This window comes from Chloroflexota bacterium (genome assembly GCA_014360805.1).
In the GTDB taxonomy this organism is placed as follows: domain Bacteria; phylum Chloroflexota; class Anaerolineae; order DTLA01; family DTLA01; genus DTLA01.
In genome coordinates this window covers 1-15,717 of record JACIWU010000069.1, presented here as the reverse complement: position 1 = coordinate 15,717, position 15,717 = coordinate 1, and the positions used below count along the sequence as shown (strand labels likewise).

Sequence of the window (15,717 nt, the reverse complement as noted above, 5' to 3'; positions counted from 1 at the left end):
GGCGGCGCGCATGGCCTCGTGCTCGCTCCACGGGTACTCTACGGTGCCGAAGCACATGGACTGCTCGTGGCCCTTGCCTGCCGCGACAACCACATCGCCCGGCTCGGCCATGTCCACCGCGAACTGGATGGCCTCGGCGCGGTCGCCAACTTTCCAGAAGTCGCGCCCTTCCTGGCGGCCCTCGGCTCGGCAGGCCTGGGCGATGGCCTCCATGATGGCGTTCAGGTCTTCGGTGCGCGGGTCTTCGGCGGTGATCACGATGCGGTCGGCCAGCCGTCCGGCCACGTGCCCCATCAGCGCGCGCTTCTGTCGGTCGCGCAGCCCCGCGCTGCCGAACACCACGATGACCTTGCCCGCGTACAGCGATTTGGCGGTCTCCAGCACCCGTTGCAGCGCGTTGGGCGTGTGGGCGAAGTCCACAATGGCGGTGAAGTCCTGGCCCTCGTCTATGATTTCCATCCGCCCCTTGACCCCACGCACGGCCTCCACGCCCTGCCGTATGGCGTCCAGGCCGATGCCCTGGGAGACGCCCAGCGCCACCGCCGCCAGGATGTTCTGCGCGTTGTACATGCCCACCAGAGGCGAGCGCATCTCCACTTCGCCCACGGGCGTTGCGGCCCGCAGGCGCAGGCCTTGGGGCGAGTGGCTCACGTCCACGGCGCTCACGTCGGCGGCGCCCGGCCGGGTGCTGTAGGCCATGCGAACGTCGGCGGGAATCTGCCGCAGGAAGTCGTAGGACGAGTCGTCGGCGTTGAGGATGGCGACCTTCGGGGTGTCGGGCTTCCGATGAGATTGCGACAGCGCCCAGAACAGCCGCGCCTTGGCGTCGCGGTACGCCTCGTAACTGCCGTGGTAGTCCAGGTGCTCGTGGGTGATGTTGGTTACCACGGCCACGTCAAACTCGCAGGCGGTAACGCGGTGCTGGGCCAGGCCGTGCGACGTGGCCTCCAGCACGGCATACTGGCTTCCGGCGGCCACCATCTCGGCCAGGTAGCGTTGCACGTCGGGCGCGTCGGGCGTCGTGGTGTGCAGGCCCGTGTCGTACTCGCGGTCGCCGATGCGCGCGTTGACGGTGCTGATGAGGCTGGTGGGGATGCCCGCCGCCGACAGGATGGCCGCGATGAGGTTCGCGGTCGTCGTCTTGCCATCGGTGCCCGTTACGCCGACGACCCGAAGGGCGCGCCCTGGGAAGCCGTGCCAGGCCGCCGACAGGTAGGCCAGCGCCTCGCGGCTATCGGGCACGCGCACGGCGGCCACGTGCGGCCATTGCGACAGCGCGCCGTCCCATGTGGGGTCGGAGAACACGACGGCCGCCGCGCCGCGATCTATGGCCTGAGGGATGAACCGATGCCCGTCCACCTCCACGCCGGGTATGGCGACGAAGAGACTCCCCCGCTGAACTTTGCGGGAGTCGGTGTCTATGGCCAGCACATCAGGGTCGCCGCCCTGCGTTTGCGCCCAATGGGGCAATGCGCTGCATAGTCTAGAGAGCCGCATAGTGTCCATCCTGGTCGGGGGTCTGGTCTGCGGCAAGAACACTTCGCCGCCGTGGTGGATTATACCCGGCGGCGAAGCGCGAGGCAAAAGGCGGGCGAGGCCGCCCGCAACCCGTAGGTCCGGTTCCCGTACCTGGCCGTAGTCGGAGTTCCCGTCCCCGACCGGCGGCTAGGGATAGCCGCCCTGCACGCCCCCTCCAACGTAGGCCAGGTTTCCATACCTGGCCGTGGTAGGAGTTCCCATACCCGACCGGCGGCTAGGGATAGCCGCCCTACACGCCTCCTCCAACGTAGGCCAGGTTTCCATACCTGGCCGTAGGTCGGGTTCCAATGCCCGACGCGGCCAAACCCTAGCCGTTGGCGGCGGCCTTCAGCACAGGCCGGAACTTGTAGCCGTACACGATGAGGCCGTCGTCGCCGTCCTCGGTCAGTTTCCGCGTTACCATCTCCACAGGCATGCCGATGCGCACATCCTGCGGGTCCACGTCGGTCAACTGCGCCGTTACCAGCGGGCCCTCTTGCAGTTTCACCAGCGCCACCGGATAGGGCTCGTAGGCTTCGTATCCCGCCGGCGCATCCGACAGAACGGTGAACGAATACACCTCGCCCTTGCCCGCGAACTGGAACGGCTCGTAGGCGGGCTTGGCGCATTCGGGGCACACATCGCGCGGCGGGAACAGTTTGGCCCCGCACGTGTGGCACACTTCGCCAGTCAGGCGGTATCGCTGATGCTGCAATCTCCAGTTTTGAGGAATGGCCATGGATTTGTACCTCCGGAAAATGGGCTACCCTTCGGCAGCCAGGATGTGAGTGATAACGGTGGCGCCGCTGCCGCCGATGTTTTGCGTCATGCCGATTCGCGCGTTCTTCACCTGATTGGGTCCTGCCAGATGGCGTAGTTGCAGCACGGCCTCCACGATCTGGTACACACCGGTAGCGCCGACCGGATGTCCGCGCGCCTTCAGCCCCCCGAACGTGCAGATGGGGATGCGGCCGTCCAGCGCGATTTCGCCGTCCTTCGCCAGGTACACGCCGCGCCCGCGCTCGGCGAACCCCGCCGCCTCCAGCGAGAGCGCCGCCGTGATGCTGAATGCGTCGTGGAGTTCAAAGAAGTCCACGTCGTTCGGCCCGATGCCCGCCTGGCGATAGGCCTTCTGCGCCGACAGCGCAGCCGCGCTCAGGAACAGCGGGTCGCGTCGGTCGTGGACGGCCAGCGAGTCCGTGGCATTGGCCGAGCCGATGATGCGCACGGATGCGGGCTGGAACCTTCGGGCCACCTCGGACGGAGCCAGCACCACGGCTGCCGCGCCATCGGCCACCGGCGACGAGTCCATCAGGTTGATGGGGGCCGCGACCATCCGCGCCCGCTTGAACGTCTCCAGCGAGATCGGCTTCCGGAACATGGCATAGGGATTCGTGGCCGCGTTCTTGTGGGCGTTGATGGGGAATCCGGCGAAGTCTTCGTGCTGGACGCCGTACTCGTGCATGTACCGCTGCATCAGGAGCGCGTTGAGCGAGACGAACGAGATGCCGTTGACGACCTCGTATTCGGCGTCTGCAGCCATGGCCAGGCCCGCCGTCGTAACGGCACCCTTCTGGTCGGTCATCTTCTCCACGCCCACGACGATCACGACATCCAGCAGCCCGCTGGCGACGGCCAGATAGCCCATGCGCACCGCCGCCGCGCCGGAGCCGCAGGCCGCCTCTATCTTCACCGCCTCTACGCCGCGAAGTCCGACGAAGTCGGCGATGAGCGCCCCCAGGTGCTCCTGGCCGTTGAGTTCGCCCGACAGCATGTTGCCCACGTACAGCGCGTCGGCCCGTTCTATGCCCGCGTCGCGCATGGCGGCCAGGACGGCATCGCCGGCCAGGTGGCGCAGCGATTTGCCCCAGTGCTCCCCTACTTCCGTTTGACCGATACCGATAATGCTTACGTCTCTCAACCCGAACCTCGCTCGTTAGTGCATCTTCAGTTTTCCGCGATAGCGCACGTACAGGCCGTAGTCAATGACCTTGCGCCGTCGGATGTAGTCCTGCGTGAACGGCGCGCGGTCTCGGCGCTCGGTGATCTTGTCGGTTACGACGAAGGACATGGCGTCGCTGCCCGCGCCCGACCCGAAGGACACCAGCAGCAGGCGGTCTCCCGGCTCCGCCACGTCCAGCATCGCCGTCAGCCCCAGCAGCGAAGACCCCGCGTAGGTGTTGCCGATGACGTTGGCCAGCAGGCCCGCCCGAATCTGCTCGTCGGTGAAGCCCAGCGTTTTTGCGGCCCGCTTGGGGAACTTCACGTTGGGCTGGTGGAAGACGGCCATGCGGTAGTCCGACGGTTGGGTGCCCAACTGTTCCATCAGCCCCCGCGCCGCCGCCAGGATGTGGCGGAAGTAGGCCGGGTCGCCCGTGAATCGGCTTCCGTGGGTCGGGTACTCCTGCCCAGGGCGGCGGAAGAAGTCGGGCGTGTCGGTTACGTAGGAGTACGAGCCTTCCAGGTAGGCGAGGCTCTCCTCGCGCAGGCCGATGATATACGCTGCGCCGCCCGCGCTGGCGGTGTACTCCAACTCGTCGCCCGGGCGGCCCTGGGCGGTGTCGGCGCCGACGATGAGCGCATACGGGGCCATGCCCGACGCCACAAACCCGAAGGCGGCCTGCATCGCCTCGGTGCCGGCCTTGCACGCGAACTCCCAGTCGCCCGCCTGGGTCTCGGGCGTGGCGCCGATGGCCTCGGCCACGATGGTGGACGTCGGCTTGACGGCGTAGGGGTGCGACTCGCTGCCCACCCACACCGCGCCGATTTTCTGCGGCGCGATTCCCGCGCGGCTCAAGGCGTTGCGCGCGGCCTCAATGGCAATGGTGGCCGTGTCCTCGTCGGGGCCTGGCACGGCTTTCTCCGCGATGGGCGTGTCGCCGTCGCCCCCCTTCCACACGCGGACGATTTCGCTGGCCGGCAGGCGGTAGCGCGGAATGTACGCGCCGTATCCGATGATTCCTACATCTCTAATCGGTTTCATGAATCTGCGTTCTCCGAATGCGTGCGAAGTAGTCGCAATATCTCCTCCGCCCGCTGGGGACGGATGTTGTTCTCGGCGACCATGCGGTCGGCGACGATGTCCACCTCGTGGGGCTGGGCGCCCGCCGCAACGGCAACCTGGCGCGCGTGCAGCGCCATGTGCCCGCGCTGGATGCCCTCTGTCGCCAGCGCCCGCAGCGCCGCGAAGTTCTGGGCCAGGCCCACCGCCGCCATCACCTCGGCCAGTTGCGCCGCCGACTGGACGCCCAGAATCTTCAACGCCAGGCGCGCCGTCGGGTGCGACCGCGTGGCGCCGCCCACCACGCCCACGGCCAGCGGCATCTCCAGCGAGCCAGCCAAATCTCCCGTCTCCGTGCGCCACCAACGGCTCAGCGACGCGTAGCGGCCGTTGCGGGCGGCATAGGCGTGCGCCCCTGCTTCCAGCGCCCGCCAGTCGTTGCCCGTGGCCAGCGCCACCGCGTCTATGCCGTTCATGATGCCCTTGTTGTGGGTGGCGGCGCGATATGGGTCTACCTCGGCCAGGGCGGCGGCCTCCAGAATCCGCTCCATGACCTCCTGGCCGCTCATGCCGTAGCGCGCCAGTGCCTGGGTGGGAATCTGCCCTTCCGCCCGCGCCATGCGGCGGTCGGTCAGGTTGGACAGGATGCGCAGGTTCACGCGCCCGCCGGTGATCTCCTCAATCATCGGCGCGAGGCCCTCGGCAATCGTATTGATGGCGTTGGCCCCCATGGCGTCCACGGTGTCAAAGAGCAGGTGCACCACCAGCATCGGCCCCACAGGCGACTCGGGGAAGCGCCGAATCTCCAGCCCCCGCGCCCCGCCGCCCCTGGCCGCTAGCCCCGACTGCAGGAAATCGGCGTGGCGCAGGATGCGCGCCTGGGCTTCCCGCAGGGCGCGCTCGGCCCCGTCCAAATCGGCGAGGCCCAGCACCTGAATCTGCCCGATCATCTCGCGCCCCAGGGCCTGGGCCTTGAAGCCGCCCCCCTGGCGGAAGAGTTTGGCGGCGAAACTGGCGCCCGCGACGACCGAGGCTTCCTCAATCGCCATCGGCACCAGGTACTCCACGCCGTTCACCAGGAAGTGCGTGGCGATTCCCAGTGGCAGAGCGCAGCGCCCCACCACGTTCTCTATCATCTTATCGGCCTGCTCCAGCGACAGGCTCGCTTCCAGAGCAGCGACCTCATCGTCGGCCAGATTCGCCCACTCCTGCACCAGGAGCTGCCTCTGCGCGATGCCGAGGGTGTAAAGGCCGCTGATCTCCGAGGTGCGCTTCCGTTCGGTCAAAAAGCCCTCCTCCCATAGACGCGCAAAGAAGGCGCAACAACCGTTGCCGCCTTCCCGCACAACACCACTATAGCACAGAAAGTCTGTCAAAAACTATCAAGTTGGGGCGATTTTCTGTCAGAGGCTGCCAAGCGCCGTGGCGAACATCTCGCCCAGGCGCATGAGGAGCGAAGGCCAGAGGAACAGGCCCACCCCCGCAGCGACCAGCGCCCACAGGTATGCTCTGGCCAGGCGACCGCACTGCGCGCGCGGTGCCACCGACGGGTGGACGCTGACCCACAACACCCGTCCCCAGCCGAGGCTGGCAACCAGAGGCGCGGCCCTCAACGCAAACCCTGCCCACGCGGGCACAGGCGCGAGAGGCGCACCCAACGACGCGTGCACCCAGAACCCGACGCCCGCGGGCAGGCCGCACAGCCCAAGCGCGGCGACCGTCAGGAGCGCAATCCCTGCGGCGCGTTCGCGGGCAGCGCCTGCCCACTCGTCCAACCGCCGCGCCGAGCCGCCCTCCACGGACGCGAGGGCGATGGCCGCCAGCGCCACCGACGCGGAGTAGGCGGCCACTGCAAACCAGAACGCACCCGAGGTTTGCCCGTCGGCGCCGAAGAGCCGCAGCGCCAAAACCGACATGCCCACCAGCGCCGTGTAGGCCAGCGTCCGCGAGGGGCGGTTGCTGTCGACGGCGAAGACAGCGCCCACGACGACGCCGACGACCGCCACAGCCACGGCCATCTGCCCCGCCTGCGCCGACGCCAGAAGTTCGGGGTATCGGACGCACGCCCGCGCCAGGCTTACCAGGATAATCGGCTGGAGCGCACCCATGACCCACCCCGCCGCAAGGGGCTGGCCTGCGTCGGCCATTCCTCGCACCCACGCCCAGAACGGGAACAGTCCGAGGTACGCGGCGGCCCCGACCACGGCAAGCGTGCCCAGCGCCGCCCACGGGGGCGCTTGCTCCACTTCGGCGGCGAGGGCGCGGGCAAGCAGGACATCGCTCACGGCGAATGCGCACAGCCCCACGGCCCCCATCGCCATGGCGCGGGACGCACCGCGCCCGACGCGCGCGCCTGTCGCCTGGAACAACCACACCGCCAACGGGAACACCAACCCCAGCGCCACAAGCGACGTCGGCCCAGGTTCAACCGCCAGCGCCGCGCCTGTCCCAGCCATCGCTGGCAGCAGGAACGGCGCGAAGGATGCGTAGTCGGGCAGCAGGGCCGCCGCGAGCGCCAGCACCGCCGATGCGCCCGACGCCCAGGCCAGCGCCATGCGTCCCGCGTCGTCCAGCACCAGCGTGTGGCCGAGCAGGGCCACGCCCGCGTCGGCGGGCAGGCGGATGCAGCCGAACGCTTCCAGCGCAAGGCCGACCGCCGCCAGGAGCGCCCCCCACCGCTTCAGCCCGCGCAGCGCGTACAGCGGCGCGAAGAGCACAAGTGGGCCGAGCAGGAGATACCCCGTCGCGGCGGTCATCCTTCCCCCTCCGAAGCGCCCCAAACGGCCGCCAGGTGGCCCGAAGCCAGGCCCGTCAGAAGGTGGCCGCACAGCAGGAGCGCGGTGAGCAGAGGCCCGCCGCCCGCCGCCTGCACGTACACCACCGCTGCGTTCAGCAGCGACAGCGTCGCCACCCCAACCCGCTCAGGCTCGCGGAACAGGCCCATCTGGGCCACGAATCCCCCGACCAGCGCAAAGCATGCCAGCGAGACTCCATCGCCCGCGTAGGGGAGCGGCCAGCGCAACGCCAACAACACGCACGCGGCGAGAGCCATCAGCAGCGCCGCCGCCCGAAACGGCAACCCCAGGGCAGGGACGCCGCCCGCGTGGGGCGAGGGGCGCGCGCGAAGGCCCAGGTACAGCATCGCCGTCGCCATCCCGCCCACGGCGATGTGCAGCCACGCGACGCTTTGGGTCGAAGCCGACGCCGCGACGAACGCGCTCCCCGCGTATTGCGCCAGCAGCGCGAGCAGCGCAAGCCGCGCGTCGGAGGCCAGCGTCGCCACGACGATGCCCCCGGCCAGAAGCCCAAAGCCCAACAGCGGGTTCACGGGAATGGATGCCACGTCTTCCCCCTACAGAATCCCCAACATCAAAACGAGTCCGAGCAGGAGCACCAGCGCCCAAAGGACGTAATCATCGCTGCACAGCAGCGTCTCCAGGCCGCGAAGGGCCAGCGCGAGCCTGTTCCCCAGGGCAGCCACGCCCCTGCGCAGCCATCCCAGCCCCAGGATTCTGCCGGCGCTTGGTCCGTATTCCCGCCAGGCGTCGCCGAGGTTCCCCAATTCGGGCAGCGTCGTGGCCCCCAGCAGGGGCAGCACCAGCGCCGCCCACGCCCCGGGCGACAGCGCCACGCCGCCCCATGCGGACGTGTGGCCGCCCAGTAGCAGCGCCCACCGCGGCCCCAACGCCAGGGCCAGCGCCACGAGGCCCCAGGCGGCGAAAACGCCCATGCGGATTCTGTCGCGCGCGGGCGACGGAGCCACGCCCGGATGCCACAGGGCCGCCATGGCAAACATCTGCCCGGCCAGCGCGAACACCAGCAGAACAAAGCCGGACCGATTCAGGAGAGACTGCCACAACCCGAGAACCGAGGCCATGGCCGGCGACAGCGGCCCCGCGCAAGCGACGGCCACAGGAGCCAGCCCCAGGGCTACCCCCACCACTCGCCGCGGGGACCATGCCCAATATTGCGGCGTCTGCCAGCGGACGGCCCACAGGCCCACGCCCAAGCCGACAGACGCGGCGATTGCCACGAAGGGCAAGGGGGCCGGGGCGACGCCTTCGGCCCACATCATCAGTAAGATTCCCAGGGGCGCGCCCAGCGCCCACGCGACCCGCTGCCGGGGTTCGGCGTGCAACCAGGCCGCCATGCCGCAGGCCAACGTTCCCAGGGCGCCGAGCCACAGCACCGCTTGGGGCTGCGGGAGAGGCCCCACGAAGGCGGCCCGCTGGGCCAGCGCCACTCCCGCGACCGTCGGCGCCAACGCCGCTGCATCCAGCGGCGAGTCGCCGTGCGCCCCTTGCGACAGCCGCCGCGAGACCAGCGGGAAGACACCCATCCGAATCAGGGCCACGCCGACGAGCAGCATCCGCGCGCGCGGCGTCCACGCGGCGACCTCGTAGGGCCGCAGGCTGACCCCCTGCGTCTCGTGCCATACCCAAAGGATCGCCGCCAGGCCCACGCTCCCCCAGAAGGCGCTCCACGCGCCGACGGACGCGTCGTCGGCCTCGCCCGCGCCGCTCCGTCCCAACGTCAAAACCTCCAGCAGAACCCAGGCCATGGCCAGCGCCAGGAGATTCTCGGCGTACACCGAGAACAGCGCCGCGGCGGTCAGAAGTCCGGCGCGAGGCCAGCGATTCCACGCGCCCACATCCGCCAGCATGGCCCCGGCCAGCGCCAGGATGAGGATGGCCGCGAAGGGGAACATCTCCGCGTCGGCGGCCAGCGCAGGGCCGCGCCCCAGCGACGCCGGCCACGGCAGCGCCGCGGGCGCGCTGTCCGCCGACAGTCGGAGCGCAACGGCGAGGATCGCGGCGACGGTCATGCCCGCGCCCGCCAGCGCCGCGCGCGCCCACGTCGGAAGGCGTCGGCCCAGGGCCTGGATGAGGATGGCCCACAGCGCCATCCAAACGAGAAGCGTCCACGGGTTCAGCAGTGTCATCATCCTGCGCCAGTTCACAAACGGATTGCGCCGGTCGCCCGGAGTGGGCCGATTCTATCACATCTGGGGGAGTGGGGCAATTGACGAGGGAGGTTCGGCTATGTAGAATGGACGGCGAGTCCCACCAATGTGGAGCATCAAGGAGGCGGTGTGAAACGCATTGTAGAGTGTGTGCCGAATTTCAGCGAGGGGCGCGATCCCCAGGTCGTGCAGCAGATTGTGGAGCGCATGCGCGGGGTACCGGGCGTGCGTGTGCTGGACGTGGAGTCGGACCCCGACCACAACCGCTCGGTGGTTACCATGGTGGGGTCGCCCGAGGCGGTGGAGCGGGCCGCGTTTGAGGGCATCGCCGCGGCGGCCTCGCTCATTGACATGCGGAAGCACAAGGGCGCGCATCCGCGCATGGGCGCGACCGATGTGGTGCCCTTCGTGCCCGTGCGCGGCGTTACGATGGAGGATTGCGTCGCCATCGCGCGGCGCCTGGGCGAACGGGTGGGGCGCGAATTGGGCATCCCCGTGTACCTGTACGAGGCGGCAGCCACGCGCCCAGACCGCCAGAACCTGGCCGACGTGCGACGCGGCGAGTACGAGGGGCTGCGCGAGGAAATCCGAACGAACCCCGACCGCGCGCCGGATTTCGGCCCGGCCGAGATGGGACCCGCCGGAGCCACCGCCATCGGCGCTCGCCCCTTCCTCATCGCCTTCAACGTGAACCTGGGCACGTCGGATCTGACGATTGCCAAGGCGATTGCCAAGGCGGTGCGGCATTCCAGCGGCGGGTTCCGCCACGTCAAGGCGCTGGGCGTCCCTGCCGGCAGCGTGGTACAGGTTACCATGAACATGACCGACTATCGGCAGACGCCGCTGCACCGCGTCGTGGAGGCGATACGCGCGGAGGCCAGCCGATACGGCGTGGCGGTTGTGGAGAGCGAGATCGTCGGGCTGACGCCGGTAGAGGCACTGGTGGATGCGGCGAAATGGTACCTGAGCCTTCACCGCTTCTCGGACGAGCAGATTCTGGAGAACCGCCTCGCGGAGGAAAACGAGGACATCACGCCGACGGCCATGCTGGACGCCGTGGCGGCGGCCACGCCCACGCCGGGGGGCGGCAGCGTCGCAGCGCTGGCGGGGGCGCTCGGCGCAGCGCTGGTGCAAATGCACGCCGGGCTGACCGTTGGCAAAGCCGGCTACGAAGCCGTGGCGCCGGAGATGGAGCAGATTCGGGCGCGCGCGGAGCGCCTGCGGGCCGACCTGGCCGAAGCCGTGCGGCGCGACAGCGAAGCCTACGACGCCGTCATGCGGGCCTTCGCCATGCCCAAAGGCACCGACGAGGAGAAAGCGCGCCGCCGCGAGGCCATCCAGAGCGCATTGGTGGCCGCCGCGGAAGTGCCCCTGCAGGTGGCCAGGGCCAGCGTGGAAGTGCTGGGCCTGACCCAGCGGGTGGCCCAGAAGGGAAAAGCATCGTGCATCTGCGACAGCGGCGTGGCGGGCTACATGGCGTTGGCCGCGCTGCGCGGGGCCTTGCTCAACGTGGAAATCAACGCCAGGGACATCAGGAACCCCGAAGTGGCGGCCACCTTGAGGGCCGAGGCAGCCGCGTTGCTGGAGAAAGGCAAGGCGCTGGCCGACGAGATAGAAGCCATTGTCGCGGCGCGGATGTAGGGGCAGTCCCCGATGGATGGGGACTGCGCCCGCGGGGTGGTGGGCCCAGCCGGATTCGAACCAGCGACCAACCGGTTATGAGCCGGCCGCTCTGCCGCTGAGCTATGGGCCCCAGAAAGACGCGCAGGAGCGGGAGACGAGATTTGAACTCGCGACAGCCTGCTTGGAAGGCAGGTGCTCTACCCCTGAGCTACTCCCGCTCGTTGCGACGATGCATCCGCCGCCAGGTCGGGGTGAGAGGACTTGAACCTCCGACTTCAGCGTCCCAAACGCTGCGCGCTAGCCAACTGCGCTACACCCCGCATCGGCGTGTGCTACGGACATAAGTATAGCCCGTTTTGGGCCGGACGTCAAAGTGAGCGCGGGCAAACACGCGGCCCTGTCGCCGACGCCCGCGCGCCGCGCAACCCTTGTAGGAGGAGGACATCATGGGAGACGCCGAACGGTTTGGCTATCACAACCGCATTTTGCGGGTCAACCTCACGACCGGAGACATCCGCGAGGAAGCCCCGGGCGAAGAGTTCTACCGCGCCCACCTGGGAGGCCGCAACCTCATCGCCCACACGTTGCTGCGGGAAGTGCCCGCCGACGCCGACCCGCTGGGGCCGGAGAACCGTCTCATCTTCGCGGCGGGGGTGGTTACGGGCGCGCCGATTGCGGGAGCCGGCCGCAACAGCGCGGGCGCGCGCTCGCCCCTCACGGGTGGATACGGCGACGCCGAAGCGGGCGGATTCTGGGGCGCGGAACTGAAACGCGCGGGGTTTGACGCCGTGGTGATTGAGGGCCAAGCCGACACGCCGGTTTACCTGCACATCCGCGACGGCCAGGCGGAAATCCGCCCGGCCGCGCACCTCTGGGGGCTTCCCACCGCCGAGGCGCAAGACGCCATCCGCCGGGAGTTGGGCGACCACGGGGTGCGGGTGGCGCAGATAGGCCCGGCGGGCGAGCGGCAATCGCGGCTGGCCTGCATCGCCAACGACCTGACGCACTTCTACGGGCGCACCGGATTGGGAGCGGTGATGGGGGCCAAACGCCTGCGCGCCATCGCCGTGCGCGGCACCAAGCCGGTGCCCCTCGCCAACCCCGACGGCGTGCGGGCGCTGGCGAGGTGGCTGGCGGCGAACGACGAGAAACTCAATGCCGGATTCCGCGACACGGGCACCGCCGGCGGGGTGCAGTACCTGAATGCCAGCGGTGGCCTGCCCACGCGCAACTTCCAGGCCGGGCACTTTGACCAGGCTGTGCGCATCGCGGGCGAAACCATGCGCGATGAGATTCTGGTGAATCGCGGCTCCTGCTGGGCGTGCATCGTCCGCTGCAAGCGGATTGTGGGCGGCGTGCACGGGCCACACGTGCTGCACCCCGTGTACGGCGGGCCGGAATACGAATCCGTCGCGGCGCTGGGTTCGTGCTGTGGGGTGGGCGACCTGGCCGCCGTGGCCCTGGCCAACGAGCGTTGCGCGGCCCTGGGGCTGGACACCATCGGCACCGGCATGGCCATCGCCTTCGCCATGGAATGCTACGAGAACGGCGTCCTCACGCGGGCGGATACCGACGGGCTAGACCTTCGGTTCGGCAACGCCGACGCCATGCTGGCGATGGTGGAAGCCATCGGCGCGCGGCGCGGCCTGGGGGACATCCTCGCCGAGGGGACGCAGCGCGCGGCCAAAGCCATCGGGCGCGGCGCCGAGCGTTTCCTGATGACGGTCAAAGGCCAGGAAATCCCCATGCACGAGCCGCGATTCAAGCATGGGCTTGGGATCGGCTACGCCGTTTCGCCGACGGGCGCCGACCACATGCACAACATGCACGACGACGGGCTGGCCAAGGCGGGCCGTTCCTTCCGCGAACGGTTCGGGCCGATGGGCATCCTGTCGCCCATGCCGGTGGACGACCTGAGCGAGCGCAAGGTGCGCGCCTTCTACTACGTGTCCACGTGGAACCACCTCTACAACAGCCTGGGCCTGTGCCAGTTCATGCCCTACTCGCCCAATCAGGTGGTGGATTTGGTGCGGGACATCACGGGGTGGAATGTGAGCCTCTGGGAACTGATGAAGGCATCCGAGCGGGGCCAGCAGATGGCGCGCCTGTTCAACCTGCGGTGCGGCTTCGGGGAAGCCGACGACCGCCTGCCGCGTCGCTTCCACGAGCCGTTCGCGGATGGTCCGCTGGCAGGCGTGGCGGTGAACCCCGACGAGTTCCGCCGCGCCCTGGCACTGTACTACGGGATGATGGGCTGGGACGACGCGGGGCGGCCCACGTCCGCGCGCCTGGCGGAGTTGGGCCTGGAATGGGCGGGGGATGCCGGTGTCTAGTCCCAGGAACCGCCTTGCGAAAATCGTTCTGGCCTCCAAAAGCCCGCGCCGCAGGGACTTCTTCCGGCTCCTGGGGCTGGATTTCGTGGCGGATTCGTCCGATGCCGACGAGGACATCGGCGCCGACCTGTCGCCCGCGGAAGCCGTTCGCAGTTTGAGCGCAAGGAAGGCCCGCGCGGTGGCGGCCCGCCATCCTGGCGCGCTGGTCGTGGGAGCCGATACCATTGTCGTGCTGGACGGCCAGGTGCTGGGCAAGCCAACGGATCGGGATGAAGCCGTGGCGATGCTGCGGCGTCTGCGGGGGCGGGCGCACGACGTGCTGAGCAGCGTTACCCTGATTGCCCCCGACGGCGCCGAAATCACGGAGCGCGCCGAGAGCCGCGTCGTGATGCGCGACTACAGCGACGCCGAAATCCAGGCCTACGTGGACAGCGGCGACCCGATGGACAAGGCGGGCGCGTATGCCATCCAGAACCACGCCTTCCACCCCGTGGCGCGGATTGAAGGGTGCTATGCCAACGTGATGGGGTTGCCGCTTTGCCATCTGGCGCGCGCGTTCTGGCGAGCGGGCGCGCCCCTGGACGCCGACGTGCCCGCGCTGTGCCGCGCCGCGACAGACTATCCGTGCGAGGTGTACCCTCGGTACTGGCCCGGGCGCAGGCCGACCCACTAGGCGGGGCCGTGGAACGCCGGCCAGATGTAGAAGCCCCAGGCGGCGGCGTTCAGCAACAGCAGCGCGCCGCCCACAAGGAGCGGGAGCCTTCGCTGTGCCCTCGCGGGCAGCCACTGACTCCAGCCGGCCACCAGGCAACAGGCGATGGGGCCGGCCGCGGGAAGCAGGTACCGCCCCTGCTGTGGGATGCCCTGGGCCACCGCCACGCCCACGACCTGGAGCACGGCCAACGCGGCGGCGACGGCCACCAGGATTTGGGCGCCGGACAGCGGGCCGCCCGCCCGGCGAAGGCCGCGCACCAGCCCCAGCCCGGCCGCTCCCGAGAGCGCGGCCAACGCCGCGTACCAGCCGACGCCCAGCCGCACGGTGAGCCAACCGAACGCCCCCCAAAAACTCGCGAAGGCCACGGACAACCCGCGCGCGTATCCCCAAAGCGCGGCAGGCGTCCACGCCTCCGCCGAAAACGGGCGCGCGAGCCATTCGGGGCGGATGGCGAGGAACCCGCCGGGCGCCGCGCCGGGGTAAGGCCAGACCTGGCCGGGCGCGACCAGCGCGGGCCGGACGAGGAGCCAGAGGGCCAGCGGAGCGCACGCGCCCGCCGCAGCGACGCCTGCGCCCAGCCACCAGACGCTGCGGCGTTGGCCTGCGCCGCGCCCGGTGAGGAGTAGGAAAAGCGCACACGTGGGAATCAGGAACAACGTGGTGCGCTTCGTAAGCAGAGAAACGGCGACGAGCAGCCCCACGCACAGGCCCCGCGCGGGCGTCAGCGGCGCATCGGCCCAGGACGCCATGGCGCAGAGGGCCGCCGCGCTCACAAGAGCGGCCAACGTATCGCTGTTCGCGCCTGCGGCCATGTAGGCGCGCATGGGCAGGAAGGCCACCAGGCACAGCGCTGCCAGTTGCATCTGCACATGGTGCGGGAAGGCAGCGCGGGCCAGACGGAAGACGAAAAACAGTTCCGCCAGCCCAAGAAGCACCGACAGCGCGCGCAGCACCCGCAACTGCGAATCCACCCCGGCGCCGCCTGCGAGCCGAAGCGCGCCCGCCGCCACCATGTAGTACCCGGGCGACGCGGCAATGGGCGGCAGGAGCACATCGGGCGCGGTGTCGGCCCAGAGCGAGGGCGGCGGGGGCCTGTGCGCGCGAATCTCCCAGAAACGGTTCCGCACCAGCGAGGAGTACACTTCCCGCCCCAACTGCGTGGCGCTCCACACGTCGGAGAGGGTGGGCCAGCGGCCCAGGTCGGCCACCAGCCGAGCCAACTGGTAGTGTTGCGGCTCATCGGGAATCTGCCACAACGGGGTGAACACAAAGCACCAGGCGGAGAGCGCCAGGCCGAGAAACAGGATGAGGCGCGGTTTCATGCGATCTGCTCCTCTCTGTCTGGCCTAATCCTCCGCCCGTTCTACCCCATCTCCACTCGGCAGGCGACTTATGGGGAATGATAAGCCGCCCGCAGACACGGAGAACGGGGGCAGATGCTGGCACGCATCACCACGCGGGGCGTCGCACCGCGTAGGGACGACGCATGCGGCGTCCCTACCTTCAGCCCGCAGGGCGTCGCCCCTTCAGCCCGATGCTTTAGCGGCGGGCGGGGCACAGGCAC

11 protein-coding genes, 3 tRNA genes and 1 pseudogene are annotated in these 15,717 nt (G+C 69.4%); 3 read left to right on the top strand and 12 right to left on the bottom strand.

Translation table 11 applies throughout. The features are described 5' to 3' along the window. The 8 genes from H5T65_11155 to H5T65_11120 form a co-directional block, all read right to left on the bottom strand. A partial coding sequence (locus H5T65_11155) for a UDP-N-acetylmuramoyl-L-alanyl-D-glutamate--2,6-diaminopimelate ligase (protein ID MBC7259791.1) occupies positions 1-1,497 on the bottom strand: 1,497 nt, incomplete at its 3' end. 349 nt (positions 1,498-1,846) lie between these two features. After that, positions 1,847-2,257 (bottom strand): Zn-ribbon domain-containing OB-fold protein, encoded by a 411-nt coding sequence (locus tag H5T65_11150; GenBank protein MBC7259790.1) that lies wholly within the window; start codon positions 2,255-2,257, stop codon positions 1,847-1,849. Positions 2,258-2,281: 24 nt separating this feature from the next. Next, positions 2,282-3,439, bottom strand: coding sequence for a thiolase domain-containing protein (locus H5T65_11145; protein MBC7259789.1), 1,158 nt, complete (start codon positions 3,437-3,439; stop codon positions 2,282-2,284). 15 nt (positions 3,440-3,454) lie between these two features. Then, a complete protein-coding gene (locus H5T65_11140) occupies positions 3,455-4,501 on the bottom strand; it encodes a hydroxymethylglutaryl-CoA synthase (GenBank protein ID MBC7259788.1) in 1,047 nt (348 codons plus the stop codon). Further along, complete coding sequence (locus H5T65_11135) at positions 4,498-5,805, bottom strand: hydroxymethylglutaryl-CoA reductase, degradative (GenBank protein MBC7259787.1); 1,308 nt, start codon at positions 5,803-5,805, stop codon at positions 4,498-4,500. The genes H5T65_11140 and H5T65_11135 overlap by 4 nt, the downstream gene beginning before the upstream one ends. A 117-nt stretch (positions 5,806-5,922) precedes the next feature. Beyond that, a complete protein-coding gene (locus H5T65_11130) occupies positions 5,923-7,275 on the bottom strand; it encodes a hypothetical protein (protein MBC7259786.1) in 1,353 nt (450 codons plus the stop codon). Continuing rightward, positions 7,272-7,862, bottom strand: a complete 591-nt coding sequence (locus H5T65_11125; GenBank protein ID MBC7259785.1) for a hypothetical protein — start codon at positions 7,860-7,862, stop codon at positions 7,272-7,274. The genes H5T65_11130 and H5T65_11125 overlap by 4 nt, the downstream gene beginning before the upstream one ends. Before the next feature lie 9 nt (positions 7,863-7,871). Continuing rightward, on the bottom strand, positions 7,872-9,464 hold the full coding sequence (locus tag H5T65_11120; GenBank protein ID MBC7259784.1) for a hypothetical protein: 1,593 nt from the start codon (positions 9,462-9,464) through the stop codon (positions 7,872-7,874). A 150-nt stretch (positions 9,465-9,614) separates the two neighbouring features. On the opposite strand from H5T65_11120, the pseudogene ftcD reads away from it, so the two are divergent. Next, positions 9,615-11,123: pseudogene (gene ftcD, locus H5T65_11115) on the top strand (glutamate formimidoyltransferase). A gap of 37 nt (positions 11,124-11,160) precedes the next feature. On the opposite strand, the gene H5T65_11110 reads toward ftcD, so the two are convergent. From H5T65_11110 to H5T65_11100, 3 genes are all read right to left on the bottom strand, one after another. After that, positions 11,161-11,235 (bottom strand) — tRNA-Ile (locus H5T65_11110). Between the two features lie 16 nt (positions 11,236-11,251). Beyond that, positions 11,252-11,323: transfer RNA gene (locus H5T65_11105), tRNA-Gly, on the bottom strand. A 28-nt stretch (positions 11,324-11,351) separates the two neighbouring features. Continuing rightward, a tRNA-Pro gene (locus H5T65_11100) sits at positions 11,352-11,425 on the bottom strand. 126 nt (positions 11,426-11,551) lie between these two features. On the opposite strand from H5T65_11100, the gene H5T65_11095 reads away from it, so the two are divergent. Together H5T65_11095 and maf are read left to right on the top strand one after the other, a co-directional pair. Then, positions 11,552-13,438 (top strand): aldehyde ferredoxin oxidoreductase family protein, encoded by a 1,887-nt coding sequence (locus H5T65_11095; GenBank protein MBC7259783.1) that lies wholly within the window; start codon positions 11,552-11,554, stop codon positions 13,436-13,438. Then, positions 13,425-14,111: a septum formation protein Maf gene (maf, locus tag H5T65_11090; protein MBC7259782.1), complete on the top strand. Its 687-nt coding sequence runs from the start codon at positions 13,425-13,427 to the stop codon at positions 14,109-14,111. Before H5T65_11095 ends, maf begins: the two co-directional genes overlap by 14 nt. Here maf and H5T65_11085 read toward each other — a convergent pair. Continuing rightward, positions 14,108-15,475 carry a DUF2142 domain-containing protein gene (locus H5T65_11085; protein MBC7259781.1) on the bottom strand — a complete coding sequence of 456 codons (1,368 nt, stop codon included), beginning with the start codon at positions 15,473-15,475 and terminating at the stop codon, positions 14,108-14,110. The two genes, maf and H5T65_11085, sit on opposite strands and share 4 nt — an antisense overlap. Between the last annotated feature and the right edge of the window lie 242 nt (positions 15,476-15,717).

Bases quoted from the DNA above. Each gene is read 5' to 3' on its own strand.
- H5T65_11150 (MBC7259790.1), bottom strand. From the start codon at position 2,257: ATGGCCATTCCTCAAAACTGGAGATTGCAGCATCAGCGATACCGCCTG.
- H5T65_11140 (MBC7259788.1), bottom strand. From the start codon at position 4,501: ATGAAACCGATTAGAGATGTAGGAATCATCGGATACGGCGCGTACATT.
- H5T65_11130 (MBC7259786.1), bottom strand. From the start codon at position 7,275: ATGACCGCCGCGACGGGGTATCTCCTGCTCGGCCCACTTGTGCTCTTC.
- H5T65_11120 (MBC7259784.1), bottom strand. From the start codon at position 9,464: ATGATGACACTGCTGAACCCGTGGACGCTTCTCGTTTGGATGGCGCTG.
- H5T65_11095 (MBC7259783.1), top strand. From the start codon at position 11,552: ATGGGAGACGCCGAACGGTTTGGCTATCACAACCGCATTTTGCGGGTC.
- maf (MBC7259782.1), top strand. From the start codon at position 13,425: ATGCCGGTGTCTAGTCCCAGGAACCGCCTTGCGAAAATCGTTCTGGCC.
- H5T65_11085 (MBC7259781.1), bottom strand. From the start codon at position 15,475: ATGAAACCGCGCCTCATCCTGTTTCTCGGCCTGGCGCTCTCCGCCTGG.